General features: G+C 66.0%; 29 protein-coding genes. 11 read left to right on the top strand and 18 right to left on the bottom strand.

Features of this window, described 5'->3' with window-relative positions; translation table 11 throughout:
• Positions 1-207: 207 nt before the first annotated feature.
• Positions 208-1,134 carry an SPFH domain-containing protein gene (locus ACFJGU_RS15455; protein ID WP_382304439.1) on the top strand — a complete coding sequence of 309 codons (927 nt, stop codon included), beginning with the start codon at positions 208-210 and terminating at the stop codon, positions 1,132-1,134.
• The gene (locus ACFJGU_RS15460) at positions 1,131-1,337 is read left to right on the top strand and encodes a hypothetical protein (RefSeq protein WP_382304441.1); all 207 of its coding nucleotides are present in this window, start codon (positions 1,131-1,133) and stop codon (positions 1,335-1,337) included. Before ACFJGU_RS15455 ends, ACFJGU_RS15460 begins: the two co-directional genes overlap by 4 nt.
• Positions 1,338-1,351: 14 nt before the next feature.
• On the opposite strand, the gene ACFJGU_RS15465 is transcribed toward ACFJGU_RS15460, so the two are convergent.
• Genes ACFJGU_RS15465 through ACFJGU_RS15475 form a run of 3 tightly spaced genes read right to left on the bottom strand, consistent with a single transcriptional unit; the run spans position 1,352 to position 3,689 of the window.
• Positions 1,352-2,176, bottom strand: a complete 825-nt coding sequence (locus ACFJGU_RS15465) for an NAD-dependent epimerase/dehydratase family protein (protein ID WP_382304443.1) — start codon at positions 2,174-2,176, stop codon at positions 1,352-1,354.
• Positions 2,177-2,178: 2 nt separating this feature from the next.
• On the bottom strand, positions 2,179-3,282 hold the full coding sequence (locus ACFJGU_RS15470; RefSeq protein WP_382304445.1) for a lipocalin-like domain-containing protein: 1,104 nt from the start codon (positions 3,280-3,282) through the stop codon (positions 2,179-2,181).
• Between the two features lie 2 nt (positions 3,283-3,284).
• Positions 3,285-3,689 (bottom strand): cupin domain-containing protein, encoded by a 405-nt coding sequence (locus ACFJGU_RS15475; protein ID WP_382304447.1) that lies wholly within the window; start codon positions 3,687-3,689, stop codon positions 3,285-3,287.
• A gap of 154 nt (positions 3,690-3,843) precedes the next feature.
• Here ACFJGU_RS15475 and ACFJGU_RS15480 point away from each other — a divergent pair, with 154 nt between their 5' ends.
• The 3 genes from ACFJGU_RS15480 to ACFJGU_RS15490 are packed head-to-tail and all read left to right on the top strand — an operon-like array spanning position 3,844 to position 4,969.
• Complete coding sequence (locus tag ACFJGU_RS15480; RefSeq protein ID WP_382304449.1) at positions 3,844-4,179, top strand: ArsR/SmtB family transcription factor; 336 nt, start codon at positions 3,844-3,846, stop codon at positions 4,177-4,179.
• Positions 4,176-4,670: an SRPBCC domain-containing protein gene (locus tag ACFJGU_RS15485; protein WP_382304451.1), complete on the top strand. Its 495-nt coding sequence runs from the start codon at positions 4,176-4,178 to the stop codon at positions 4,668-4,670. The genes ACFJGU_RS15480 and ACFJGU_RS15485 overlap by 4 nt, the downstream gene beginning before the upstream one ends.
• Before the next feature lie 2 nt (positions 4,671-4,672).
• Positions 4,673-4,969 carry a DUF1905 domain-containing protein gene (locus tag ACFJGU_RS15490; protein WP_382304453.1) on the top strand — a complete coding sequence of 99 codons (297 nt, stop codon included), beginning with the start codon at positions 4,673-4,675 and terminating at the stop codon, positions 4,967-4,969.
• A gap of 145 nt (positions 4,970-5,114) precedes the next feature.
• On the opposite strand, the gene ACFJGU_RS15495 is transcribed toward ACFJGU_RS15490, so the two are convergent.
• Positions 5,115-10,286, bottom strand: a complete 5,172-nt coding sequence (locus ACFJGU_RS15495; protein ID WP_382304455.1) for a cell wall-binding repeat-containing protein — start codon at positions 10,284-10,286, stop codon at positions 5,115-5,117.
• A gap of 335 nt (positions 10,287-10,621) precedes the next feature.
• Between ACFJGU_RS15495 and ACFJGU_RS15500 the strand changes: the two genes are divergently transcribed.
• Positions 10,622-10,780, top strand: coding sequence for a hypothetical protein (locus ACFJGU_RS15500; protein WP_382304457.1), 159 nt, complete (start codon positions 10,622-10,624; stop codon positions 10,778-10,780).
• Positions 10,781-10,968: 188 nt separating this feature from the next.
• Here the strand turns inward: ACFJGU_RS15500 and ACFJGU_RS15505 are convergent, their stop codons facing one another.
• The 9 genes from ACFJGU_RS15505 to ACFJGU_RS15545 all read right to left on the bottom strand — a co-directional run bounded on the left by ACFJGU_RS15505 (position 10,969) and on the right by ACFJGU_RS15545 (position 17,350).
• Complete coding sequence (locus ACFJGU_RS15505) at positions 10,969-12,441, bottom strand: serine hydrolase domain-containing protein (protein ID WP_382304459.1); 1,473 nt, start codon at positions 12,439-12,441, stop codon at positions 10,969-10,971.
• Positions 12,442-12,597: 156 nt separating this feature from the next.
• A complete protein-coding gene (locus ACFJGU_RS15510; protein ID WP_382304461.1) occupies positions 12,598-13,137 on the bottom strand; it encodes a hypothetical protein in 540 nt (179 codons plus the stop codon).
• A 69-nt stretch (positions 13,138-13,206) separates the two neighbouring features.
• Entirely contained in the window at positions 13,207-14,055 is an 849-nt protein-coding gene (locus ACFJGU_RS15515; RefSeq protein WP_382304462.1) for a hypothetical protein, read from the bottom strand.
• On the bottom strand, positions 14,052-14,648 hold the full coding sequence (locus ACFJGU_RS15520; RefSeq protein ID WP_382304464.1) for an RNA polymerase sigma factor: 597 nt from the start codon (positions 14,646-14,648) through the stop codon (positions 14,052-14,054). Before ACFJGU_RS15520 ends, ACFJGU_RS15515 begins: the two co-directional genes overlap by 4 nt.
• Before the next feature lie 78 nt (positions 14,649-14,726).
• Positions 14,727-15,236: a nitroreductase family protein gene (locus ACFJGU_RS15525; RefSeq protein WP_382304466.1), complete on the bottom strand. Its 510-nt coding sequence runs from the start codon at positions 15,234-15,236 to the stop codon at positions 14,727-14,729.
• A 31-nt stretch (positions 15,237-15,267) separates the two neighbouring features.
• The gene (locus tag ACFJGU_RS15530; protein ID WP_382304468.1) at positions 15,268-15,813 is read right to left on the bottom strand and encodes an AAA family ATPase; all 546 of its coding nucleotides are present in this window, start codon (positions 15,811-15,813) and stop codon (positions 15,268-15,270) included.
• Between the two features lie 80 nt (positions 15,814-15,893).
• Positions 15,894-16,478, bottom strand: coding sequence for a cation transporter (locus ACFJGU_RS15535; protein ID WP_382304470.1), 585 nt, complete (start codon positions 16,476-16,478; stop codon positions 15,894-15,896).
• Between the two features lie 105 nt (positions 16,479-16,583).
• Positions 16,584-17,141: a GNAT family N-acetyltransferase gene (locus ACFJGU_RS15540; RefSeq protein ID WP_382304472.1), complete on the bottom strand. Its 558-nt coding sequence runs from the start codon at positions 17,139-17,141 to the stop codon at positions 16,584-16,586.
• Complete coding sequence (locus ACFJGU_RS15545) at positions 17,138-17,350, bottom strand: hypothetical protein (protein WP_382304474.1); 213 nt, start codon at positions 17,348-17,350, stop codon at positions 17,138-17,140. The genes ACFJGU_RS15540 and ACFJGU_RS15545 overlap by 4 nt, the downstream gene beginning before the upstream one ends.
• Before the next feature lie 136 nt (positions 17,351-17,486).
• Between ACFJGU_RS15545 and ACFJGU_RS15550 the strand changes: the two genes are divergently transcribed.
• Positions 17,487-17,630, top strand: a complete 144-nt coding sequence (locus tag ACFJGU_RS15550) for a hypothetical protein (protein ID WP_382304476.1) — start codon at positions 17,487-17,489, stop codon at positions 17,628-17,630.
• Positions 17,631-17,655: 25 nt separating this feature from the next.
• Positions 17,656-17,901 (top strand): hypothetical protein, encoded by a 246-nt coding sequence (locus ACFJGU_RS15555; protein WP_382304478.1) that lies wholly within the window; start codon positions 17,656-17,658, stop codon positions 17,899-17,901.
• A gap of 74 nt (positions 17,902-17,975) precedes the next feature.
• Here the strand turns inward: ACFJGU_RS15555 and ACFJGU_RS15560 are convergent, their stop codons facing one another.
• From ACFJGU_RS15560 to ACFJGU_RS15575, 4 genes are all read right to left on the bottom strand, one after another.
• Entirely contained in the window at positions 17,976-18,257 is a 282-nt protein-coding gene (locus tag ACFJGU_RS15560) for a winged helix-turn-helix transcriptional regulator (protein WP_382304479.1), read from the bottom strand.
• Complete coding sequence (locus ACFJGU_RS15565) at positions 18,254-18,658, bottom strand: VOC family protein (RefSeq protein WP_382304480.1); 405 nt, start codon at positions 18,656-18,658, stop codon at positions 18,254-18,256. Before ACFJGU_RS15565 ends, ACFJGU_RS15560 begins: the two co-directional genes overlap by 4 nt.
• Before the next feature lie 102 nt (positions 18,659-18,760).
• The gene (locus ACFJGU_RS15570; protein WP_382304481.1) at positions 18,761-19,435 is read right to left on the bottom strand and encodes a hypothetical protein; all 675 of its coding nucleotides are present in this window, start codon (positions 19,433-19,435) and stop codon (positions 18,761-18,763) included.
• Between the two features lie 335 nt (positions 19,436-19,770).
• Complete coding sequence (locus tag ACFJGU_RS15575) at positions 19,771-20,292, bottom strand: hypothetical protein (RefSeq protein WP_382304483.1); 522 nt, start codon at positions 20,290-20,292, stop codon at positions 19,771-19,773.
• Positions 20,293-20,455: 163 nt separating this feature from the next.
• Between ACFJGU_RS15575 and ACFJGU_RS15580 the strand changes: the two genes are divergently transcribed.
• Positions 20,456-21,118, top strand: a complete 663-nt coding sequence (locus ACFJGU_RS15580) for a DUF2625 family protein (RefSeq protein WP_382304484.1) — start codon at positions 20,456-20,458, stop codon at positions 21,116-21,118.
• Between the two features lie 89 nt (positions 21,119-21,207).
• Here the strand turns inward: ACFJGU_RS15580 and ACFJGU_RS15585 are convergent, their stop codons facing one another.
• Positions 21,208-21,789 (bottom strand): ferredoxin, encoded by a 582-nt coding sequence (locus tag ACFJGU_RS15585; protein ID WP_382304486.1) that lies wholly within the window; start codon positions 21,787-21,789, stop codon positions 21,208-21,210.
• A 130-nt stretch (positions 21,790-21,919) separates the two neighbouring features.
• Between ACFJGU_RS15585 and ACFJGU_RS15590 the strand changes: the two genes are divergently transcribed.
• Both ACFJGU_RS15590 and ACFJGU_RS15595 read left to right on the top strand, forming a co-directional pair.
• Positions 21,920-22,402, top strand: a complete 483-nt coding sequence (locus ACFJGU_RS15590) for a hypothetical protein (RefSeq protein WP_382304488.1) — start codon at positions 21,920-21,922, stop codon at positions 22,400-22,402.
• A 439-nt stretch (positions 22,403-22,841) separates the two neighbouring features.
• Positions 22,842-23,447: a Fic family protein gene (locus tag ACFJGU_RS15595; protein WP_382304491.1), complete on the top strand. Its 606-nt coding sequence runs from the start codon at positions 22,842-22,844 to the stop codon at positions 23,445-23,447.

The following is a 23,447-nucleotide window of genomic DNA, read 5'->3' on the forward strand; positions in this document are numbered from 1 at the left end:
CGGTCGCGGGGGTGGGTGGGCAGAGTGGAGCGCACATCTGAAACTCCTTCGGATCGGCTACTGAACATGCTGGCCCGCTACCTCGCTGGTGACAACGGTCCTTCGGCTCGTCGGACGGAGCATCCCACCGGCGCGAAGACCTGGACACGAGGGTGCGCCGAACGATAAAGTGATATCACTTTTTCAGTCATGATCGAGAGGCGCACAATGACCCTGGACACGAGCCCCGCGACGGTCGAGACTGTTCCCGTCGGACACGATGGAGTGCGCGTCGACATCACCGAACGCCCCGCGGCGACCCTTCCGGGTGGGGTGGGGCTCGCGCTCTCGGCCGCCTTCCTCGCCGTGGGCGTGTTGGCACTCGCTCTGTTACCGGGCGGTGCGAAAGTGCTCTCCATCTCGTTCTTCGCCGCGTTCGTGCTGGCGATCACGTCGCTCGTCATCGTTCAACCGGGCCAGACCAAGGTCGTGCAGTTCTTCGGTCGCTACGTCGGCACGGTGCGTCGACCGGGGCTGTCGATGGTGATGCCGCTCTCCACCCGGCACAGCGTGAGCGTGCGGGTGCGCAACTTCGAGACCAACCGGCTGAAGGTCAACGACGCCGACGGCAGCCCGGTCGAGATCGCCGCGATCGTCGTGTGGCAGGTCGCCGACACCTCGAAGGCGACGTATGCCGTCGACAGCTACGTCGACTTCGTGTCGGTGCAGGCGGAGTCGGCTCTTCGCCACATCGCCACCACGCATCCGTATGACGGGTCCGAGTCGGGGGGCACGTCGCTGCGCGGGTCGACCGACCAGGTCGCCGACGAACTCGCCCACGAGGTGGCCGAACGGATCTCGCTGGCCGGGGTGGAGATCATCGAGGTGCGCATCAGCCACCTGGCCTACGCGGCGGAGGTCGCGCAGGCGATGCTGCGTCGGCAGCAGGCGAACGCCGTGGTCGCCGCGCGCACGAGGATCGTCGAGGGCGCGGTCGGCATGGTCGACCTGGCTCTCACGAAACTCAGCGAAGACGACATCGTCGACCTCGACGACGAGCGCAAGGCGGCCATGGTCAGCAACCTCATGGTCGTGCTCTGCAGCGATCAGCCGGGCTCGCCCATCGTGAACACCGGGACCCTCTACTCGTCGTGAGCGCGGAGCGTAAGCAACTCCTGCTGCGCATCGACCCTGCCTTGCACGACGCGCTCGCTCGGTGGGCGGCCGACGACCTCCGCAGCGTGAACGCTCAGATCGAGATGATCCTGAGCCAGGCGCTGGCGAAGGCCGGGCGCAAGCCGGCCGGGCTCAAGCCGCCCAACCCGCGCGGCCGCCCCAGAAAAGAGCCCGAACAGTAACCACCCCCCCACCGCTACCTCCTTGGGAAGCCTTCTCGCCAACTTGGGAATGCGGGCCGCCACCCCGTTGCGTGAGCTTTGGCGTTGGAGATCGCTCGGCCGCGCGGCGCACCGGAGGGCAGCTCTTCCGATCGCGGATCGGGCGCACCCAGCCCGCGTGCATAGACCGGAAGCCAGACCGTTCCGGCCGAGGGCTCGTCGTCGACGACGTGGTACACGCCATCGCGCCAGTCGAGTGATCGGGCGAGCGCGTCGACCGCGTCATCGATGTGGATGAAGGATGTGATCGCGGGAGTCGCCGGAATCGCGCCGGCCATGACGGCCCGGGCGACCCGGCCACCGGGTGCGTACCAGGTGTCGGGGCCGTACAGCATCCCGAAGCGGAGGATGGTGGAGCGGGGGATCTCGCTTACCCGCGTCTCCATGTGATGCACGGGCGTGCCCGGGATGATGGGTTCGTCCTCGGATGCCGGAATGTCGCCATCCGGAAAGACCCAGGTGACGCTCTGGTCGACGATGCGGTTCACGCCGGCAGCTGTGGCGGCGTCGACGAGGTGATCCGTTCCCACCCGTCGCAGCCGACCATTCGCGGCGAGGTCGGCGTCGCTGAGATCGGTGAAGAGGTGCACGATCACGTCGGGAGCGGCTGCCGCCACCGCGTCGCGCACGTCGTCGGCGCGAAGAACGTCGAGGGTGACGCCCCTCGCACCGAGGGCTTCGAGTTTGTCGAGGTTCGCGTCCTTCCGAGTCGACGCGGTGACCCTGTGACCGTCAGCGACCAGTTTGGGGATGAGACGCGTGCCGATCACGCCCGATCCACCGGCTATGAAGATGTGCATTTTCAGACCTTTCCTGAATCGTCGCGGGCGTGCCCGAAGTACATCAGCTCCCAGATCGCTTCGTCGGTGAACGATTCCACGACCACACCCCGCACCTGCTTCTCGACCGTGATGTCACCGACGAACCGCAGGTACGCGCCGTCGAACCGGATCAGGCGAGCGGCCAGCTTGCGCCAGCCTTTCATCTGCTCCACGAATGTGTTGGCCACGAGATCGCGGCGACGGGTGAAGGTCACGACGTAGCGATCGGCTCCGTCGTCGTAGAAGTACCTCGTGGTTCCCGCAACGGGCTTCTTGGTCTTCGGATCGATGTAGGTATCGGAGGCCTGGAAGCGCACGAACTCGGCATCGTCGGCGACGATCCGGCCGTTCTTGGCGAGCAGGAAGATCGGGATGGGTGCGTAGTCGTACTTCTCGTGTGCGGTGATGTACGAGGCGATCACCGAATACGGGCCGGCTTGACCGCGCGCCCAGTACCAGTCGTGGATGACCGACATCATCCCGACGTTGCCCCAGTTGTGATCGTGGTAGCCGATCCCGGTCACCTCGTGGCGCACTCCTCCCACGTCGTAGGTGCCGCGAACGGCTCCTTGGGGCACCGCTGGCAGCCAGGAGAATTCCAGGTCGCGCTGCTCGCCGAAGACCATGTATCCGGTGTGCGGCCGCCACGGACGGATCTCGCCGTCGAGAGACAGGTCGATTCGTACGTCGTCGAGCTGCACGTGGATCTCGTAGTGGGCGAGGTCGCCGCTGAAGGTGTTGTCCGCGATCGTCACATCGGTGCTGGCGGTGCGAGCGGTGAAGGATCCGGCGGGGAAGTCGCGGATGAAGGTGTGGCTGCTGCCGTCGGGCAGGTCGAGATTCACCCGGATCATGGGGCTGAGCGGCTTCTTCGGGGAGGAGAGGTCTTTCGTCATGAAGATGACGACGACCTTCGCCCCGTCGTCGAGGTGCGCGTCGAAGTACCACCATTCGTAGGTGCCGCGCCGCCCATCCGTGCGGGCGCCGTCTTCCCACGCCGCGACCTGATCCCTCTGGATGCCGAGCCGCTGGTAGTCCGTGTCCAGGTCGGCGATGCTCGCAGTGTGCGTGCTGGGTGGGATCATGATCACGCCGCTTTCGCCGGTCGCGGAGCCCGAAGGTGCTGCCGCTCAGCGATCTCCCGGGGCGTGAGGTAGGAGAGCATCTCCTCCCCGGGCGTGCAGACCATCACGGCGACGAACGTGGTGGGCCCGTCGACGAGGTTGTTGGCCGCCTGCCAATGCACGAGCTCGCCGCCCGGTTCCCAGAAGGCTTCGCCGGCCCTGATGACCCGCTCCGGTTCGCCCTCGAGTTCGAAGATCAGTTCGCCCTCGATCAGGTATCCGAACACGGGCCCGGAGTGCCGGTGCGGCCCCGACCCGGAGGCGCCGGGCTCCAAGTGGATGGTGACCGTCATCACCGCTGGTCGGCCGAGGTCGAAAGGCGCGGTGACGTGGTCCAACATCTCGTAGGTGGGCGGGGTGTCGTTCATTTCTGCTCCTGACTGCATGGCGAGGCGGCGGCCTCAGCTATCAGGACGGAGCGGTCAGGAGAATTGTGACGTGGCCCCCGGTCGGATCGTGTTGTCGAAACTCTGCGCCGTATGTACCTAGACATGTATGTACATTGGTGTGTACATTACCGTCATGGATGCATTGCTCGAGGCGATCGGAGATCCGCATCGCCGCACGCTTCTGGCGGCGCTGCACGACGGGCCCGCAACCGTGTCGGAGCTGGCCGCCCTCCTCCCCATCGCCCGACCGGGAGTGTCACGGCACCTCCGAATCCTGCGCGAGGCGGGGCTGGTCGAGGTGCGTCCGGATGCGCAACGGCGCATCTACGAACTACGCAGTGAACCACTCGCCGAACTCGACGAGTGGCTGGCGCCGTACCGTGAGCTCTGGCTGCAGCGCATGGCTGCGCTGCACACCGAGGTCCGTCGCGGCAAGAAGGAGCACAAGGAAGGGGAGGGCGCGACATGACCGGAACAGAGCTGTTGGGCCGATTGCGTGAGGAAGAGGGCCTCGGTGGTGTTCGCGTGGAAGATGTCTACGCCACCGACATCGCCGATCTCTGGTCGGCCATCACGGAGCCGCGACGGCTGGCGCGATGGATCGGAACGGTGGAGGGCGACCTCCGGCTCGGGGGCCGCTTCGACGCCGAGTTCACCAGCGGCTGGCAGGGTTCGGGCGTCGTCGAGATCTGCGATGCACCGCGGTTGTTGCGCGTGCGCACCCAGCGGCCCGGGGGAGAGCCGACGGTGATGGAGGCGCAGCTCTCGGAGGAGGGCGACGCCACCCGTTTGGTCATCGAGGAGCGCGGCCTGCCGCTGGCCGACTACGCCGATCACGGTGCGGGCTGGCAGGCGCACATCGAGGATCTCGGGGCGCACATCGAGGGCGAGGAGCCCGGCGACTGGGAGCAGCGGTGGCGCGAACTGTCCACCGCCTACTTCGCGCTGATCGGGCGTTGATCATGGGGGACACGGCTGCATTCGATCACACCTTCACCGCCGTGCTGCAGGGTGACATGGGCCCGCACAAGTGGACCTGCGCCATCCTGCCCGACTCGCCGCGCATCCTCGGCAGCGCCCGTTCGGTGAAGGTCGTCGCGGAGGTTGCGGGTGTCGAGTTCACCACGTCGATGCTGCCGCACAAGGGCGACCACATGCTGCCGCTGAAGCAGTCTGTGCTGGATGCGATCGGCAAGGCCGCGGGCGACCCAGTCACGGTGCGAATCACGGCGCCGAGCGCGACCACGCCTCTGGCCTAGGGGTTGCTGCTTCGGCGCTCCCTGACGATTACGGGCGCGTCAAAGGGGCCGCTGAATTCACGCAGGTGGCGTAGGCCGCTTCGAGATCGTATGCGGCTGGGGTCGTCGGCTCGGCAGTCGTACGACGACCGCTCCGAGAGGTGAGCTAGAAGTGCGGCTTCTCCGGCGCATCCGCCCCCGGGAGCTTGCGCGCCAGGAGCACTGCCAGCGCGCTCAGCTCGTTCTGGTCGTAGGAGCTGTGCTGCCCGATGAACAGCGAGTTCGCGGCATATGCGGAGCACACCGGATCGTACTCATGACACAGGGCGACCGTCTTGGTGGCGACGGAGGTCGGCATCGGCCCGTAATTGTTGCCCGCGAAGAGGATGGCCGCCGACCAGACGCCGCCCTTGGTCTGCTGTCGGAATGACGGCGGTGTCGTGGAGACGGTGCCGTCGCTCGAGACGGATGCCCCCATCCACCACGACTCCGCTCCGCCGACGACGCGGCCCGGGTCGGCCACGAACGCGACCCCGGCCACCTTCGCGAGCAGACTGCTGTTGCTCGCCGCCAGTTGACGGAACGCGATGTGCGCCGAGAGCGCGCCCTGTGAGTAGCCCAGCACCACGAAGACCGATGACGGACAGTCGATCGCTTCCTTCGCCATCCGCGAGATCAGCAGGTCGGTGCCCTCGTACACGCTGTCCATGTAGGGTCCGGGCGCCACGAACGGGTTGATGATCGGCACCGGCAGCGCCTGGTACTGCACCGCGACCTGCTTCATCGACCCGGCTTTGAGCTGCGTGAGGGCGTCGTAGATCATGCCGGTCTTGTCGCCGAAGCCGAAGGCCCCGTCTTCGCTGAACGGAGGCTTCGACCATCCGGTCAGCAGACTGTAGGAGCCCTGCGGCAACTCTTGCGACCCGCGAAGGCCGAACACCGTATACGTCTTGCAGTTCTTCGTGTTCTGAGCAGGGACGGGTTGTGGGGCCGCGACCGCCGGCCGCGGGGGAGCGACCCAGCCCACCCAGGGTGTCACCAGCACGCCGCTGCCCTGGATCTGCTCGGCCGAGGGACCGTCGGCCGAACCCCAGTCGATGTCGCGCGCGTCGACGAACGTGCCGTCGGAGGTGAGGGCGACAGGGTTGTCCCGCAGCACCCCGGTGATGGAGACGGATGCTCCGCCGTCGGTCGCCACAGCCGTGCTCGCGAAGCGGATGGTCACGTGCTGCAGCTGCGCCGAAGCGGTTTCGCCGCTGACGGTGATGCCGTACCACTCGCCCGGGTAGGGTGCGGAGTCATCGGCGTCTCCGTTGGTGTCCCCACCGAACTCGTCGTCGGTGAGCGTGGTGAAGACCACCGGTTCGCTCGCTGTTCCGTTGGCGATCAGCGAGCCGTTCACGGTGATGCCAGCGTGGTAGTCCTCCCAGGTCTTGTAGACGTCCGCGACTTTGATGACGACCCCGGCGGGCACGGTCATCGTGACTCCCGTGTCGATCGTCGTGCCGCCGCCCCACTGGTTGCGGTCGTCGACGACGATCGCCGGACCGGTCTTCGGCACGGTCCAGTTCTCGACGAGCGTGCCCGAGAGAGCCATCACGTTCATCCGGTTGCCCGTGACGGTGTTGTTCGTGAGGTTCGAGGGTCGGAGTTTCAGGTCGCGGATGCGCAGCGGGAACAGGTCCTGGTTCTCGGAGACGGTGTTGCCGCTCACCTTGATCGCGGGCGCCGCGGCGACGACGTTCTCCGAGAGCACGTCGATATTGCCGCCCGTGACCGTGTTGCCCGTCACGGTCACCCCGAAGGCGAACTCTGCGCCGTCCTGACGCGTGACAGAGATGGACCCTCCCCGCACCGTGCTGCCGGTCACCGACACCGCCCCCTTGGCCCCGCTCGAGCTGATCGGTCCGTCGACCACGGAAGAAGCGACGGTGAAGGCACCGGGCGACGAGTCCGACGTCACGCCGTAATCGGAGTAGAGCACTCGCGCGTGAGTCAGAGAGATCGACCCGTCGCTGATGTAGATGCCCTGCCATTCGCCGACCGCAGGAGCGGTGTCGTCGCTGTCGGCGTTGGTGTCGCCGCCGTAGGAGTCGTCGGTGAGCGTGGTGAAGGCCACCGGTTTCGCGGCCGTGCCGTTTGCCACCAGGGAGCCGCGCACTCTGATGCCGGCGTCGTAGTTCTCCCAGTTCTTGTAGAAGTTCGCGACCTTGACCACCACGCCGGCCGGCACCGTCATCGTTATGCCGGTGTCGATGACGAATCCGCCATCCCATTCGTTGCGATCGTCGATCACGAGGGCAGGGCCCGAAGTGGGAACGGTCCAGTTCTCGACGAGCGTTCCCGACAAGGCCACCACGTTCATCCGGTTGCCCGTCACCGTGTTGCCGGTGAGGTTCGACGGCCGCAATTCGGCGTCGCGGATGCGCAGCGGGAACAGGTCTTGATCGCCCGTGATGCTGTTGCCGGTCACCTTGATGTCGGGCGCCGCAGCGCTGATGTTGTCGGAGAGTACGTCGATGGCGCCGCCCTGCACCGTGTTGCCGGTGACCGTGACGCCGAAGGCGAAGGCGGCCCCTTGGGATCGGGTGACCGAGATCGACCCGGCGCGCAGGGTGTTGCCCGTGAGCGACACTGCACCCTTGGCGCCCTCGGAGGTGATCGACCCGTCGATCACCGACGACGAGACGGTGAACGGTTTGGGCGATGAGCTGGCCGATATGCCGTTCTGAGTGAACAGCACGCGGGCGTGGGTGAGGGATGCGGAGCCGCCGTTCAGCAGAATCCCCTCCCAATCCGAGGGGGTCGGTGCGCTCGCATCGGCGTCGCCGTTGGTGTCCCCGCCCAGGGAATCGTCGGCCAGCGAGGTGAACGCGCTCGGGGCGGAGGCGGTGCCGTTGAGATTCAGCGACCCCTCCACGGTGATGCCCGCGCCGTAGTTCGCCCAGTTGCGCGGGAAGTTCGCGAACTTGATCACGACTCCGGCGGGCACCGACATGGTGACGCCGGCGCTCACGACGAACCCGCCGCCGTACTCGTCGCGGTCGTCGACCACGACCGCGGGCCCGGAGGTGGGCGCGGTCCAGTTCTCGACGAGGGTTCCGGAGAGGGCCATCACGTTCATCCGGTTGCCGGTGATGGTGTTGCCGGTGAGGTTCGAGGGGCGCAGCTTCACGTCGCGGATGCGGAGCGGGAACAGATCCTCGTTGGCTGTGATGGTGTTGCCCGTCACGACGATGGCCGAGGCCGCGGCGTTGACGCTGTCGGAGGTCACCTCGACGTTGCCGCCGGTGACCGTGTTGCCGGTGACGGTGACCCCGAAGGCGTACACGGCTCCGGCCGGGCGGATGACGGAGATCGACCCGCCGCGAACCGTCGTGCCGGTCACCGAGACCGCACCTTTCGCGCCGCCCGAACGGATGGACCCGTCGACGAGCGACGAGGCCACGGTCAGGCCGGCGGACGACGAGTCGGCGGCCACGGCGGTCTCACCGAAGAGCACTCGCGCCTGGGTGAGTGCGACGGAGCCGCCCTCACCGACGGCGATGCCGTTCCACTGCCCGGCCACCGGCTGCGAGTCGCTGCCGTCGCCGTTCGTGTCGCCGCCGACAGAATCGTCGCCCAGCGAGGTGATGACGACAGGGGTGCCCGACGAGCCGGTTACCACCAACGAGCCATCCACGGTGAGAGCGGATGCGTCGGCGACCTTGACCGTGGCGGCTTTGCCGATCTTCAGGGTCACGCCGGTGCGCACGGTGACGGACTGATCGAGCACGTAGACGGTGCTCTCCGTGGGCTCCCAGGTGGTGTTCGACGTGATGTCTGCGGTGATGCGCACGACCTTGGGCGCCGCTTGGACGACGACAGCCGCACTCGTCTTGCTCGTCGTGACGAAGCCGGTCTTGGTGCCGGTGACCGTGACCGTGACGGACTTGCCCGCGTCGGCGGTGGTGAGCATGTAGGTCGATGCGGTCGCGTTGGCGATCGGGCTGCCGCCGCGCTGCCACTGGTAGGTGAAGCTGGGGACCGGCTTCCAGGTGCCCGGCACGGCTGTGAGGGTCGAGCCGACCGTCGCCGTTCCGGTGATGGCGGGGGTGGGGGCGGTGGTGAAGGGTGCGTCGGGGGTGGGGGTCGGCGTCGGGGTTGCGGTCGGTTTCGGGGTCGGGGTCGGTGTCGGAGTGGGGGTGGGGGTTGGGGTTGGGGTCGGTTTCGGAGTGGGGGTGGGGGTTGGTGTCGGAGTGGGGGTCGCCGTAGGTGTGGGCGTCGGCGTGGGCGTGGGCGTGGGCGTTGGCGTCGGGGTGGCCGTGGGGGTAGCGCTGGGCGTGGGCGTGGGCGTGGGCGTGGGCGTGGGCGTGGGCGTCGCGGAAGGCGTCGGCGTGGGCGTGGGCGTGGGCGTCGCGGGCGGTGTCGACGTGACGAAGCCGCCGAGGGGAGCTTCGAGGGCGGGGGACACGCTGTTGGGTCCGCCGAGGATGACGATCCGACCGGGGTCGAGCCGCTCGAGTTCGGCGGCGATGCTGCCCGGGATGCTGCTCCCCGGCACGAGAAGAACCGGCCCGCGATTCACGCCGGCGGCGGGTGCGCCGGAGAGCGCGTCGGCGAAGGTGGCGCCGGTCGCGACATACGCCACCGGCACGCCCGGGTCGAAGGTGCTCTGCGAGATCAGTCCGGAGACCCCGTATCGGTCGGCCCCCGAGATCCGCGTCAGTCCGCCCGCGGTGAATGAACTGAGCTGTGCTTCGAGCGCGGGGGACACACTGTTGGGTCCGCCGAGAATGACGATCCGCCCTGGGTCGAGCCGGTCGAGTTCGGCGGCGATGCTGCCCGGAACGCTGCTGCCAGGAACGAGCAGCACGGGTCCGCCGTTCACGCCCGCGGCCGGTGCCCCGGAGAGTGCATCGGCGAAGGTCGCGCCGGTCGCGACGTACGCGACGGGCACGCCGGGTTCGAACGTGCTCTTCGAGATGAGTGCCGAGACTTCGTACCGATCGGCTCCGGAGATCCGCGACAATCCACCCGCGGTGTACGAGCTCAGCTGGGCCTCGAGCGCGGGGGAGACGCTGTTGGGTCCGCCGAGGATCACGATCCGTCCCGGGTCGAGCCGGTCGAGTTCGGTGGCGATGCTGCCCGGGATGCTGCCACCCGGCACGAGCAACACGGGTCCGCCGTTCACGCCCGCGGCCGGGGCCCCGGAGAGCGCGTCGGCGAAGGTGGCACCGGTCGCGACATACGCAACGGACACGCCGGGTGCGAAGGTCTTCTGGGAGATGAGGGCGGAGACCTCGTATCGGTCGGCGCCGGAGATCCGCTCGACGGAGGGCGTCGCATCGGTCGCCACGCCCGAACCCGAAGCCGAACGCGCCGCCGACGTCGTGGTCGTGGTCGCCGCGTTCGCCGGGAGTGCACCTGCAGCACCGACAACAGCGACCGAAGCCAGCACCGCGATCGCGAGAGAAGTCCGCCTGTGCGTCACTGACCTGAGCTGTAGTCTCACCGATTACCCCCGCATTGCCGCACAGAAACCTGATCTATAAGCGTCGAGCAGGCTTACGGACGCTACCATCCGGATGCCTCCATCGGCCCTCCCCAGTTAGGGTGCCTGCACCTCGCGGGCAGTCGGCGGTCGCGTGCCATCGCGAGTGCTACACGGCTCCGGGCGGACCAACTGTCGGGGTGAGGATCGTCGAAGATGGCGAGCAGTTCCAGTCCGCGTTCACCTTCGATCCGTCACCGACCGAATTCGGCGTCGACATCGCGGATTTCACGATCGGCGAGCCTCTCGGATTGCGTGTGCACGCATTGGTGCACGACGGCAACGGTGTGGGTTGGTGAGGGAGACCCTCCCATCCCACCGTCCTGCCTCATCCCGCCCTACTTGAAAGCTCGACCGGCGACTGAAGGCGGATTTTCGTCGACTCCCGGGGCACCTTCGAACGAGCGCAGCACGTCGATCCAGGTATTCACGTCGCGCTCCTTCGGCGCATCCGTCGACGCCCCGACTCGGCGGATGCGGCTGGACTCTACTCGGCCGCTCGGCCCGCCCGCGACCGCCGGCGCACGATGAGAACGACCCCCGCGGCCAGGAGCACGACCGCGCCCACGCCCGGGACCGCGATTGAGGTCGCGCCGAGTCCCGTGTCGGCCAGCTTGTCCTTGTCCTTGTCGCCCTTGTCGTGGTCGCCGCCGTGGTCGGGCTTCGGCTCGTCGCGGTGGTGCAGGATCAGGTCGAGCAGCTCGATGCCGGGCTCGGCGTTGTCGACGCGGTTCTGGTTCCACATCGTGGTGACGCCGACGCCCTTGCTGGGGGCTAGCGCCGTGTCGGAACTGAAGCCCGCCGTTCCCCCGTTCTTGAACGCCCAATCGACGCCCATGTTCGACGAGCTGCCGCTGTAGAGCTGCCAGCCGAGCCCCATGTGGAACTCGCCCTCGACCGGCGCGCAGGTGTCGGGTTCGGAGCACACGGTGGTGATGGTGCTGAGCGGTTTCAGGGTGTCGGCCATCGTGCGAACGCCGTGCGGCGCATCCGTCTTGATGTAACCGAGGTGCGCGGCGAGCCAGGTGGCCATGTCGGTGGTGTCGGAGACGATGCCGCCCTCGCCGGCCATGGCGTTGGTGTCGTCCCAGTAATAGGTGGGGGTGTTGTCGGATGCGTACGGGGTCGCGATGCGTGGGCCGGTGCCGAGCGCGGTCGACGACATGCCGAGGGCGTCGAGGAAGGTGGCTTGGAGGGCGGGGAGGTACGCCGGCGGGTCGTCGACCGGGATGCTCGGGTCGACGATGTTGGCGAGGATGGTGCCGAGCAGGCCGAAGCCCCAGTTGGAGTAGAGCCAGTTGGTGCCGGGTTTCCAGAGCAGCTCCTGGTCGGCGAGGCCGTTCCAGATCATGGTCTGGGTGTAGCCCGGGCGCGGGTTGTCGCAGTTGTCGGTGCCGCATCCGTCACCGATGTTCCACGGCATGTCGGTCAGGCCGGCCTGGTGGGTCGCGAGGTCGCGGAGGGTGATGTGGGTCTTCTCGTTGGTGACCGGATCGGTCCACACCGGCACGGTGATCCCCGCTGGCGCGAACTTCTGCACCGGGTCGTCGAGCGACACCGCCTTGGTGGCGACCAGGTGCGCTAGCAGATCGGAGGTGAAGATCTTGGTCTCGGATGCGATCTCGAACTGCGTCGAGGCATCCACCGGTGTCGACGACCCGAAGGTGGGCACGCCGACCGAGATCGTGGTGGTGACGGGGGTCGACCCGCTCGGGTCGCTCGGATCGGGGGTCACGACGGCCACCGACATCCCCGCGATGTCGTACTTCTTCTGGAACGTCTCGATGTGGTTCTGGATCTTGACCTTCAGCTCGGGCGTCATCGCCACGACGTGTGTGTCTTCGTCGGCGGCAGCGGCAGGCGCCACCGTCGTCATGCCCAGTGCGACGAACGCCGCGGCGGCGGCTCCCGCTGCCACGGCCGACAGGCCCCGATGGCGCCGCGAACGGCTTCCCGTCATGATCATCCCCCCATGCACGCCCGGTCTGCGCCACACCTGTGGTGCACCGAGCTTCCACAACCCTCTCAGCCGCCGCGCCGATTCTCTACGCCCCGTCCGGGGGAGCGCATCTGAGACATCCGATCAGAACCGCGTCACCGACAGCGGGACCGCGTCCTATCGGTCGTCGGTGGGGTCGTGCGGCGGAAAGATGAACCATCGATTCAACTCGGAGATGTCGACCGAAGCCGAAGCCCGGGCTTGCGCTCGCGAAACGAGATCGGGCCCGATGGCAGGGTGCGCGACGGGGCTCACGGCGAGCCGGCGAATCCACTCCTCAGTCTCTTCAGGCATCGTCGGGGCCGGTACCACCTCAATGATGCCGTCGACATCACTGCGCCAACGACGGATGTCGGCGGCAAGTTCGAGAGCGTCGTCCAGCGCAAGCACGTACACGCCGCCGTCGAGGGATGCCCGCTCGGCCCAGCCCGGAGCCGGCATCGAATTCGAACTCCACCAATCGTGAGACATCAGTCGCACGAAGCCGCACTTCAGCCACTCGCCTATGGCCCACGACGCGAACGGCCACCCCACGTCGACCCGTTGTTGCCGGACGACGATGGAGCCACTGAAGCTCCACAGTGGCGAGGCCTCCCAGACCTCGACGAGGGTGGCACCGATGGCGGCGCGTGCCTCGTCGCTGAATGAACCGTTCACACGCTGATCGTAGCTCCGGAGAAGTACCGCCTCCGTGTCGACGACTGCGTCCCCGGCTTCCTCCTCGGCTCACGCCGGGCAGCGCTCGGAGGGGATGGTCTTCACGCTGCGGTTCTCGATGGGCACGTCGGCCTCATTCGCGATCTGGATGGTGCTGACCTCGTCGTTGATGATGCCGAACACGATCCATCCGCCGTTGCCGTCCGTGAGCCCGTAGTAGGGGTAGGCGTCGCTCTGGTACATGCCCGTCAGTTCGATGTCGGGGTAGGCGGCGAGGAGCTCGTCCTTGGTCGAGTCGATACCGATTCCTTCGGGTGTCTTCGGCGTGCGCCCGCGATCATCCGCAAGCGGCGAGCCGCCGTTTCCGAACGTGATGGCGGCTGTCTGCGTCGGTTGTTCCTGCCCTCCGACGAAGAGGAACGAGAATCCGCTGGGAGCGGCCAGGTCGAGGTAGCGGCCAACGCAGTCGGGGGCGGTGATGTCACCGAACCCGGAGAGTTGCTGCCGCTGGTCCTCCAGAGATGCACCGAGCGTGACGGGTCCGACCCCGCCGAATCCGATGATCCACGTGCTCGGGTCTGTGGGATCGATGGCCGGCGTGGTAGGGGTCGGTTCGCTCGTGGCGGTGGGTGTCGGGCTCGGAGTGGAGGACGGCGCTGGGGTGGGGGTCGGTGTCGGCGTCGCGGTGGCGCTCGTCGTCGGAGTGGATGCGACAGGGGGTGGGGTGGTGAATCCGGGGAGCCCCGCGACGACGATGACGACGGTCGCGGTGGCGACCCCCGAGATCAGCGCGACGGTGCCCAGGATGGTCGCGAGTCGGCGTGAGGATTGCGCTCGTCCCGGCTTTTCGCCGGCATGCTGAAGGATGACGCGACGCATGGATGCGGACAGTTGCGGGTCGAGGTCCGGTGCGGTCATCGAGCACCTCCAGTGCGTGACGATTCGTTGTCGAGAGTGGCCAGCACATCGGCGGCGAGGCGTTGCTTCGCCCGTGACAGGCGGGATTTGACGGTTCCCGCCGGCACGGAGAGCACGGCCGCGGCGTCTGCTGTCGAGAGTTGTTGCACGAGGCAGAGGGTGATGATGTCCTGATCCCGCTTCGACAGCCGGCTGAGCGCATCCCGCACGCGGCCGGTCATCGACTGGGTGTCGAGTCGATCGGCCACGTCGTCGGCAGGGTCGACGGTGTGGTCGGGTTCTCGCATCTGATCGAGAAGAGTGCGGTATCGACGTCGTGAGCGATCGAGGTTGCGGGCGAGGTAGTTCGCTGTCACCAGGAGCCAGCCGATGACGGAACCGTCGACCACCCGAACGGATTCGCGCCGCCGCCAGGCTTCGAGGAAGGTCGCGGCAGTGATGTCTTCAGCATCATGGATGGTCGGCAACATCCGTTGTGCCTGGTGGAAGACGCGATTGCGGTGCAGATCGAAGATGGCGCCGAAGGCCGCGGAGTCGCCGGCTCGCGCCGAATCCCATCTGGCTGCCTCGTCGTCAGGTGTAGTGATGCTCACGTTAAGAGAATGTCTCGACCTGGCGATCGGTTCCATTCCGGGTTGGGCCGGCGATTCGCACGCCGTACGTTCGCGTCGTCACAGGAATCGGAGACTCTCGGCCACGCTGCGCCTGCCGAGGGGGATGGCCGATCGGCCCGCCGTCGGCTTCGGGGCGGGGAAGCCCAGCGCGATCGCGTGGCGCGCCGTCCATCCCGGATCGGCCGAGACGAGTTCGGCCGCGGTCCGCGAGTTGGCTTCGGGGTAGAGGCTCGTGATGCACGATCCCAGCCCCTGCTCAGCGGCGACGAGCGTGACGGATTGCGCGACCCGGCCGAGATCGAACTCCGTATCCAGTTGCTGCGCCACCGGGCTCAGAAGCACGAGCACCACCGGTGCCGTCGCGAGGTGCCCGGCGTAGGCGCCGAGCGCCGCGAGCTGAGACCGGATGCCTTGGTCGTAGACCGCGACGAACCGCCACGGCTGCCGGTTTCGCGCCGACCCGGTCCAGCGCGCCTGGTCGACGATGAGCGAAACGGTGCTGTGGTCAACGGGGGTGGCGTCGAACGTTCGCACCGAGCGTCGGGCGATGAGTGAGCGGATTTCCACCCCCTCATCCTGCCCGCTCAGCGGAGGGGGATCACGCCCCGCTCACGAGCTCTTCGAGTCGGCGCAGCCGCTCGCTCGGACTCCCGACGATCTCCACCATCGTGAGCCGCGAGCCGACGAGATCGGCGTCATCCACCAGCTCCATCAGCACGTCGTTCATCGCGTCCCTCAACTCCGGGTCTTCGTCGGCGCCGACCTCGATCGCGTCAGCCGAATTGAGCGGTAGCACGACGAGCAGATCGACATGACCGAGCGCCTCAGCGGTGAGGATCGTCGACCGCTCGAGGAGTTCAGGCGAAGCGGATGCCCCCGCCACCTCGTCGAGGGCCAGCAGGTACGCGAGAAAGTCGAGCGGCCCGCGCTCGGCGATGACGTCGCCCGCGATCTCGCCCGACCCGAGCCGCTCCGCCGCGATGCGCAGCTGCCGGGCGAACATGGCGGCGCTCGGCTGGTCCCAGGCCTCGTCGATGAGGTCGAAGGGGTCGGGCAGCACGGTGAACTCCGGGTGCCGAAGCGCGAAATCCGAGATCAGCGTGCTCTTGCCGCTCGCATGGGTACCCGAGACGACGATCCGCATGCCGCGATCCTAACGCGCAGACGAACGCTCCGAGGAGTCGCTCACTGAGACGCCGACCTCGCTGCTGCGAGCAGACCACGTCATTCCTTGAAGATGTGGATGGCTTCACGCACCGCGTAGAACACGACCACCAGCGCGGCCAGCGGAGCGGCCCACCAGAGCCCGACGAGCGTGTCGAGCAGCAGCCCAGCCAGCACTGCCGACGCAAGAACTCCATCGATCAGGGTGACCCGACCTTCCGCGACGAGCACGGGGTTGCCAAGCCTTGTTCCCACCCGGTGCTTCCCCCACGCGAGAGCGAACATCACCGCTGCCGTCGCTGCCGTCCACGAGATGCCGCCCGAGCCCGGTGAGGCGCGATGCCCCGTGGAGAGCACGACGATCGTCTGCACGAGCAGATAGGCCGCGAGCAGAATGAAGGCCCAGCCGATCAACCGCAGCGCGAACCTCTGGCGAGCCTCACCGCGGCCGGAGAGCTCCCAGATCACCACCGCACTCGCCCCGATCTCGATCAGGCTGTCGAGGCCGAACGCGAGGAGGGCGACGGATGCCGACTGGTACGCCAGAAACCCGAGCAGCACCACGCCGACCACGTTCCAGGAGAGGGTCACGACCTCCAGGCCGACACCCATCCGGCGCAGTGTGGTGGCGCCTTCCTCGCTCATGCTTCGACCTTACGTCGCGCTACGACGTCGGCTGGTTCCGTACCCCCGACTCCATCGACGGCGCGAAGTGCGTCCCATGCAGCAAGCGTCTGAAACCGGGCCTCGTCACACCGGCCAGACCGGCCGAGCGGACCGGTCGTCATGCCGATCGAGCCGTGCTGTCCACGAGCGTTGGAGGGAACCATCTCGCCCGGCGATCATCCCCACCGTTTCGCCCGTGAAGCGGAAGCCGACTTTCTCTGCAACCCTCGATGACGCCGTGTTGCCGACGACGCATTCCCACCGGAGATCGGCCCGATCACTCCGCTCGAACACGGCGTCGACGACCGCCCTCAACGCCTCGGGCATGATCCCGTGCCCGCGGTGAGGCGCGCCGAGCCAGTAGCCGACCATCCCGCTGTTCATGCGAACTCCGATGGCACCGAGTATGTCCTGCCCGCCGCCCTCTCGAATCGCCCAGGTCCATTCCACGCTGCGCGACCATCCATCCGGCACGAACGAGCGGACGAAGTACTCGGCATGCTTCCGTTCATACGGCCAGGGCGTCGTCATGAACGCTTCGAACACCGGATCGGAGCAGTACGAGGCGATGAGATCGACGTCACCCTCGACCGGTTGGTCGAGCGTCAACCGCGCGGTGGTCAGTGAGAACGTGCCGTTCACGCGACTGGGTGAACCGGAGGCTGCGTGTTCTGGGTTTCGCCGGCGGGGCTGGGCGGGGCCGCGGGCTGCGTGACCCACTTGTGGTGATCGCGGAGTCCGCCCCGCACACCCAGTCGCACAACCCAGTACAACAAGAAGGCGATGAGCGCAGCGCCGAGAAGGTAGACCGGGATGATGACGAGCGTGATCAGTGTCAGGGGATCGATCATGCCTCAAGGCTAGAACACCCGATGTCGACGGCGCGGCGATAATTCGACAGTCGTCGTACGCTCGAAGGATGACCGTTCGCCTCGCCCGCCCGACTGCCGCTGCCGCCATCCTGACCGTCGGCCTCCTCCTCGCGGGGTGCACATCGACACCGACAGCGGCGCCCATCTCCTCGGCGACCTCCACTCCGCGCCCGAGTGTCACGGCATCCCCGACGCCGACATCCTCTCCGACCCCATCACCGAGCGCCACGCCCCAGCCCGCAGCCCCGGCTTCGTATGACCTCGAAGCGGCCTACGCAACCTGCGTGGAGTATGCGCAAGACGACCTCGCGAACATGACCGGAACCTTCACGCCCTTCGATCCGGCCGACACCAACCCGATTGCCGAGGAGAAGATCACGACCGGCGTCTCGGATGACCCGAACGCGCTGATGATGCATGTCACGTGGAAATCGGACACCAGCGACCTGGAGGCCTACACCTTCTGCTCCATCAGTGGCCCCTTCGACGCACCTGTGATTGTGAAGGAGCGGGGCAGCAGCAACACCTGAGAACGTCCCGGCCTGCGGTCAAATTCGCACCGAAACCTCATCAGCGTCGCTGGTCGGGAATCCCCATCCATCTTCTACAGGTTTTCGGCGCCCCAGTGCGCGAGTGCGGTGATCGCTGGGCGCAGCGCAAGCCCGCGCTCGGTGAGCGCGTAGGCGCGTGTGTTGTGCCGGAGGGGCAGGCGGCGCAGTACGCCCGCAGCCTCGAGCTCGCGCAAGCGGGTGGCGAGCATGTTCGTGCCCATCCCGAACTCCCGTTGCAGATCGCCGTAGCGCTGCGGTCCGTCGAGCAGCTTCTCCACGATGAGGAGTGCCCAGCGGGCTCCAACGATGTCGAGAGCGGCGGCCAGGTCGCTCACGCGGTCGGATCGGCGTCCACCTTCATCCAGAAGGGGGAGTAGTGGTAGCCGTCGGGGTCGTCGAACTGCCGCTGGTACATGAAGGGGTAGTCGTCGGTGTCTCCGACGCGGCCGCCGGCGGCACCGGCGCGCTCGACGAGTTCGTCGACCGCCTCGCGGCTGCCGAGGTCGAACGAGACCGTGACTTTGGAGGGGGTGTCGGGCCCGCCGACCATCTCCTCGGTGGCGCCGACGCTCGCGTACATCTCGCGGCTGCCGAGCATGACGTACTGCTCGGGCGCGATCGCGAAGCACGACACGTTGTGGTCGGACATCTCGGGGTTGAGAGTCCAGCCGAGGGCGGTGTAGAAGGCGGTCGCGCGTTCGACGCTCTCGACCGGGCACGTGACGAAAAGGCTCATGGAGCTAACACTTCCAAAATGAAAGTGCCTCGTCAATGCCCAGGTGACCAATCTGATCTCGCCGTCTGGATCGGGGAGTCATTGACGCGCCCACGATCGTTGCTAGGGCCTCGTTGCAAGTAGTTGGGTTACACGAGACCGAGAGTCGATCCACACTGAGAGATCGGCGTCGAGGTAGTTGGCGATGGTGAGAATGTCGGCGTAGCGGTCTGCGATGTCTAACGACCAGATGCGGTGATGATGACCGATGCGATTCCGGAACGATCGCAGTCGCGCCACTGGGTCGTGTACGGTGGCCTGGCTTCGATTAGGGCTGTTTGGAAACGCGGCTACGAGATCGGGCCAAAGGAACGACTGTCGCTTTGAAACCATCTGATGCCAGAAGCCGAAGGGCAGCTCGGAGATCACTTGTCCTGAGCTGACGGGCATTCCGTTTCGGCGTACCCGCCCGATCGCTGTCGACACGTCGAGGTAGGGCTGCTTGTGGCGAGGTGGCCCATTCACGTCGCGCCCGAGCTCGAAGGCGTCATCGAAGATCCAATGTCCAGATCGTCCTTTTCGGGCGTGGATGAGGGTCATCTGGCGGTCGATCGCATTTCGGAGAGCGACCTCGAGAAAGCTCAGTGATTCCCAGAGCGCTGCCGACATTGCGGCGTTCCAGTCGTAGAGGCGCATTGCGGCACCCTGATCGTCACCACGATCGGCGAGGTAGTGCTGGAGACGAGCGGCGGCGAAGTGCCGCTCGTAAAATGACCACGACGCTGAGTTGACCATCATCTCCCCAGTTGTCTAGGCTGATTGCGAACACCCCGGATCCGTCCCTGTAGTCCTCCTCGGAGGGCCGATCACACGGCCGGGGTTTTGCTTTTAACGTTCCGGTCGGCACTACGGTGAGCATCGCGCCGGCTCTCCGTCGGTCTCTCAAACGGCGACGGCGCGGCCTGGTTGTCGATTCTCGATATTGTGAGAATTAGTCGACATGCTAGCATCCAATGCATATGCCCCGGACGGGACGCGTAAATGCGTTGGCGCTCCGGGGCAATCTTCTTTTCGCGCGCAATGGCAGGCGCAGGAGATCGCCTATTGCGACGGCTGGGTGGAGAGGATCTTGCTCATCGGGCGTAGTGCCACTCCAAGAACGCTGCTGGCCCGTCCTCGGAGAGTTCCAAAACCGCCTCAGCCATCTCTGCGTCCCCCTTGGCCGCCGCTATAGCCGCGAGCGCGCAGGTCAGGAAACCACGGTCCCATTGCGCCTTCGAAGCCTCTGCGGCGAGCTCGGGTAGTCGATGCAGGGCGTCGAAGTACATGCCCCGCAAGTCGTCCGGAATCGGCGTGTCACTGCGAACACGACAGATCTCAACCCATGCCGGGAAATTGAAGAAGGGCGCTGTGACGCGGTCGGGGCTTCGCGCCATCACGTTGATGACGTGCGGAACCGCGGCAAATGAAGCTGAGTACACATCATCCTGATGGGCGAGCGAACTCCACAACGTGAACCACGGCTCATCATTGTCGGAACGGCTCGGGGCCAAGCCGAGTTGGCGAAGCAAGTCGGGCACGTCCGCCGCATTGCCGTATGCGTGCTCGAGTTCCGACCATCGAGGCGAGTCCAACGCCAGTGCATCTCCAACCACGCGTTCACCCTAACGGAGACGCCCTGCCTACGCCCGAGCTGCAACGGTCACCGGCACGGCGTTTGAGTGCTCAAAGTGCTAACCCGGGGTGCGGAGCGAACGGTCCACATGCGGGTACAGCAGTCGTCGGCTAGTGAGACCAGTTGTCCGCAAGAATGTCGTCATGAGCGTGACTCCCGATGCCTCGTGGGCCGAAGTGACTGCCTGGATCGAGAAGTCTCCTGTCGTGGTCGACGTCCGCCCGCCGCAGTCGACTGCAACGACCGCAACAACGATGGGACTGAACCCGAGTTCCTATCTCCATGCCCTTGCTCAGAATTCTTCCGGGCTCACCATCGACTCCGGTTGGTTTCGTCTCCTGGGCGGCAGTTCAGACGACGGGCTGCCCGGCCTCGACGAAGCGAACGGCGCGGCTTCGGATCTCCTTGTCGTGGCGTTCGACGTCCTGGGCGGGGTGTTCGCCCTCGACGGCGGTGCGCTGGGCGCGGGCGATGGCTCCGTGCATCACTTGTCGGTCGACACACTGCAATGGGAGCGACTCGACCTCTCGTATCCCGCCTTCGTCGCCGCGATGCTCGGAGGCGCGACGACCGCGTTCTACGAATCGCTCAGGTGGCCCGGTTGGGAAAGCGAAGTTGCCGTGTTGCGACCAGACCAGGGTTTGTCGCTATACCCGTTTCCCTTCACACAGGAGGGCAAGGATGTCTCGGCCTGCGCTCGGCAGGCGGTGCCGTTCACGGAACTCATCGATCTCCACAATGACCTGGCGAAGCAACTAAATGGCCCTGGCGCGGCCCCTGATATCCCTAGACCCGTATCCGGATGATTGCCGCGTAATACATACTTCGCTAGTAGGCGAGTTCGTCATCGCTCGGGCCTCGGTTCAGATCAGCCTGCGTTGAATCGCGCGACGCTTCAGAGGCGAGGAAGGAGGTCAGCCATGCCAGGTGCCCGACGCTCTTCTAACCAAAAGATGTAGTTGCGAAGATAACTCTCGGTCGAACCGTTCTCGAGGGAGTCCAGCATCGCTCGCAGGCCGCGAGCGGCATCTTGCTCCTGTGTGTTGCCGACAGCCCACACCGGTACGAGCTGAGCGGCCCATTCAATCAGTCGCCCTCGCTCCGTCCACCATTGACGTGCAGTTTCAGGCGTCCAGTGCGCATCACCGTCGGCGCTGTACGCCTGGAAGGGGTCTGAATACGCAGCAATCATCACTCGCTCGAGCTCGACGACGCTCGTTGGCTGCTTGATGACGAATTCGGCGCCGGTGTCATCGTCATAGGCGATATGGTCCGGGGCCACAATTCTGCCGGTCCAGCATGAGTCGGTGATGGCCCCGAAGATCGGGCCGGGAACATTGCGCCAATTACGATCGGACCACCTTCCGTGGAGGAAGCTGGCCGATGCCGGGAGAGTGGCTCCGCCCCCTTCCGGTATGGCGATGCCCTCACAATCCGCGATCAGCGGCCGCGGGTCCCAGTAAGTGCTATTGCCCATTCGTCGATTTTGTCAGCCATTTGCTCACGCGCCCGAGAGACGGTCGGCCGCTGTGCAAGACACGGCAGTCCCGGAGGGCAACTCGCCGCCATCCGCTGGCCGGTACCCTGCCGATATGTCGACATTTGGAATGATTGAGAAGATCCGCAAGGTCTACACGGCACCGTTCTATCTTTCGATGAACTTCGACAATCCAGATCCAGAGCAACTCCGCCGGATCGCCAGCTTGGGGCGCGACGCCGAGTTGCAAGAGATCCTCTGGATGCTGGAGACAAGTGAATGGCGCTCGCGGAGGATGGGGGCCTGGTTCTCCTTGGTCCGTCCCGAACCGGAGGTCGGCACTGCCGTACTGGCGAGCCTGCGCACTGCGGATGGCTATCTCACAGCCCCGGATCTAGCCGTCGTCGCGGTCAGATTGTTGGGCACCGAAGCGCTGCCCGCCATCATCGACTATCAAGAGCGAGCTGCCGTTGTTGGCCACGGCCGCTTGGGGCGGACCTCTGTGCTGATCGAACTGCTTGGTGGCATGGAAGTTCGAGACCGCCCCACCGAGAATGATCGCGACTTCATTGCCAAAATGATCAGCGTGGCAGAACTGATCGAGGCGTCGTAGTTGTCCGTAACTGGGTCGTCAAGCGCTCGCCCCAACTCCCGTTTGGTTTGAGTTCTTCTGTGTGACGCCGGAGGAACTTCTCGCAGCGCTGAAGCAGAGGAACGTGACTGAGGTCGTGAGCTACTCCGTCGAGGCGCTGGCCGAGGAATTCACGATGAGCCGCAGTGGAGTAACCGCTTAGCTGTTGCGCGGCTCGCCAGTGGAGAGAATCGTCTCGACGCGAGATGATTGAGGCATCGCCGGAGTCCAGAACCTGAGGAGGTCACGATGGCACCCAAGAAGTTCGTCAGTATCGACCGACTCAACAAGACAGTTGTGCGATCAACGATGACGACCATGAAGATCGAGGGTCGAGCACCGTCGCGAGAGCCGGTTGTCCGTGCTGGGCGCAACACCGACGTCGTCGCTCGCCTAAAGTCGCACTCCGTGCCGCGCTAGCTTGGTTGAGTCCGGTACCCCGTACAACGACACACCCGTATCCGTTGAGGATGCGGGTGATTTCGTCGAGGGCGTCTCGTTCGACAGCAAGGCGGCCGTCTACATCGCAGAGGCGCAAGCGTTGGCTGATGCGCGCGCAGACCTCTACGCCGCGATCAGCGAGGGTCTGCTCTCGGCCGAGGATCTCACCTCGCCTTATGCTCTCGAAGACATCCATCATGCGTGCTACGGGTCAGTCTGGAAATGGGCGGGCAAGCTACGTGTTCGCGAGGTGAGCATCGGAGCCGCCCCCGAGAACATCCGTGAGTTGCTCTACGGCGAACTGCAAACGCTGAACTGGCAGGTGAAGAACCTCGACAGCATCGATCTGACGCCCGAGTTCGTGGCGATGAGCGCTCATCATCATCTCGTCAAGATCCATCCGTTCGTTGATGGCAACGGGCGGGTAACTCGGCTTTTCGCAGACGTTCTGCTGCTCGCCATGACGGGCAACCGCATCTTCGAGTGGACAGATTCGCCGGACTACTTTGGGGCTCTGAGGCGAGCGGACCAGACGATGAATCCGGAGGAACTTCTGTCTATCGTCGGAGTGATAGACCTGGCCTAA

It is taken from the genome of Herbiconiux sp. UC225_62, from assembly GCF_042694625.1.
Lineage (GTDB): Bacteria > Actinomycetota > Actinomycetes > Actinomycetales > Microbacteriaceae > Herbiconiux.

Bases quoted from the DNA above. Each gene is read 5' to 3' on its own strand.
- ACFJGU_RS15455 (WP_382304439.1), top strand. From the start codon at position 208: ATGACCCTGGACACGAGCCCCGCGACGGTCGAGACTGTTCCCGTCGGA.
- ACFJGU_RS15465 (WP_382304443.1), bottom strand. From the start codon at position 2,176: ATGCACATCTTCATAGCCGGTGGATCGGGCGTGATCGGCACGCGTCTC.
- ACFJGU_RS15470 (WP_382304445.1), bottom strand. From the start codon at position 3,282: ATGATCCCACCCAGCACGCACACTGCGAGCATCGCCGACCTGGACACG.
- ACFJGU_RS15475 (WP_382304447.1), bottom strand. From the start codon at position 3,689: ATGAACGACACCCCGCCCACCTACGAGATGTTGGACCACGTCACCGCG.
- ACFJGU_RS15480 (WP_382304449.1), top strand. From the start codon at position 3,844: ATGGATGCATTGCTCGAGGCGATCGGAGATCCGCATCGCCGCACGCTT.
- ACFJGU_RS15485 (WP_382304451.1), top strand. From the start codon at position 4,176: ATGACCGGAACAGAGCTGTTGGGCCGATTGCGTGAGGAAGAGGGCCTC.
- ACFJGU_RS15490 (WP_382304453.1), top strand. From the start codon at position 4,673: ATGGGGGACACGGCTGCATTCGATCACACCTTCACCGCCGTGCTGCAG.
- ACFJGU_RS15505 (WP_382304459.1), bottom strand. From the start codon at position 12,441: ATGACGGGAAGCCGTTCGCGGCGCCATCGGGGCCTGTCGGCCGTGGCA.
- ACFJGU_RS15515 (WP_382304462.1), bottom strand. From the start codon at position 14,055: ATGACCGCACCGGACCTCGACCCGCAACTGTCCGCATCCATGCGTCGC.
- ACFJGU_RS15530 (WP_382304468.1), bottom strand. From the start codon at position 15,813: ATGCGGATCGTCGTCTCGGGTACCCATGCGAGCGGCAAGAGCACGCTG.
- ACFJGU_RS15535 (WP_382304470.1), bottom strand. From the start codon at position 16,478: ATGAGCGAGGAAGGCGCCACCACACTGCGCCGGATGGGTGTCGGCCTG.
- ACFJGU_RS15545 (WP_382304474.1), bottom strand. From the start codon at position 17,350: ATGATCGATCCCCTGACACTGATCACGCTCGTCATCATCCCGGTCTAC.
- ACFJGU_RS15565 (WP_382304480.1), bottom strand. From the start codon at position 18,658: ATGAGCCTTTTCGTCACGTGCCCGGTCGAGAGCGTCGAACGCGCGACC.
- ACFJGU_RS15570 (WP_382304481.1), bottom strand. From the start codon at position 19,435: ATGATGGTCAACTCAGCGTCGTGGTCATTTTACGAGCGGCACTTCGCC.
- ACFJGU_RS15580 (WP_382304484.1), top strand. From the start codon at position 20,456: ATGAGCGTGACTCCCGATGCCTCGTGGGCCGAAGTGACTGCCTGGATC.
- ACFJGU_RS15585 (WP_382304486.1), bottom strand. From the start codon at position 21,789: ATGGGCAATAGCACTTACTGGGACCCGCGGCCGCTGATCGCGGATTGT.
- ACFJGU_RS15590 (WP_382304488.1), top strand. From the start codon at position 21,920: ATGATTGAGAAGATCCGCAAGGTCTACACGGCACCGTTCTATCTTTCG.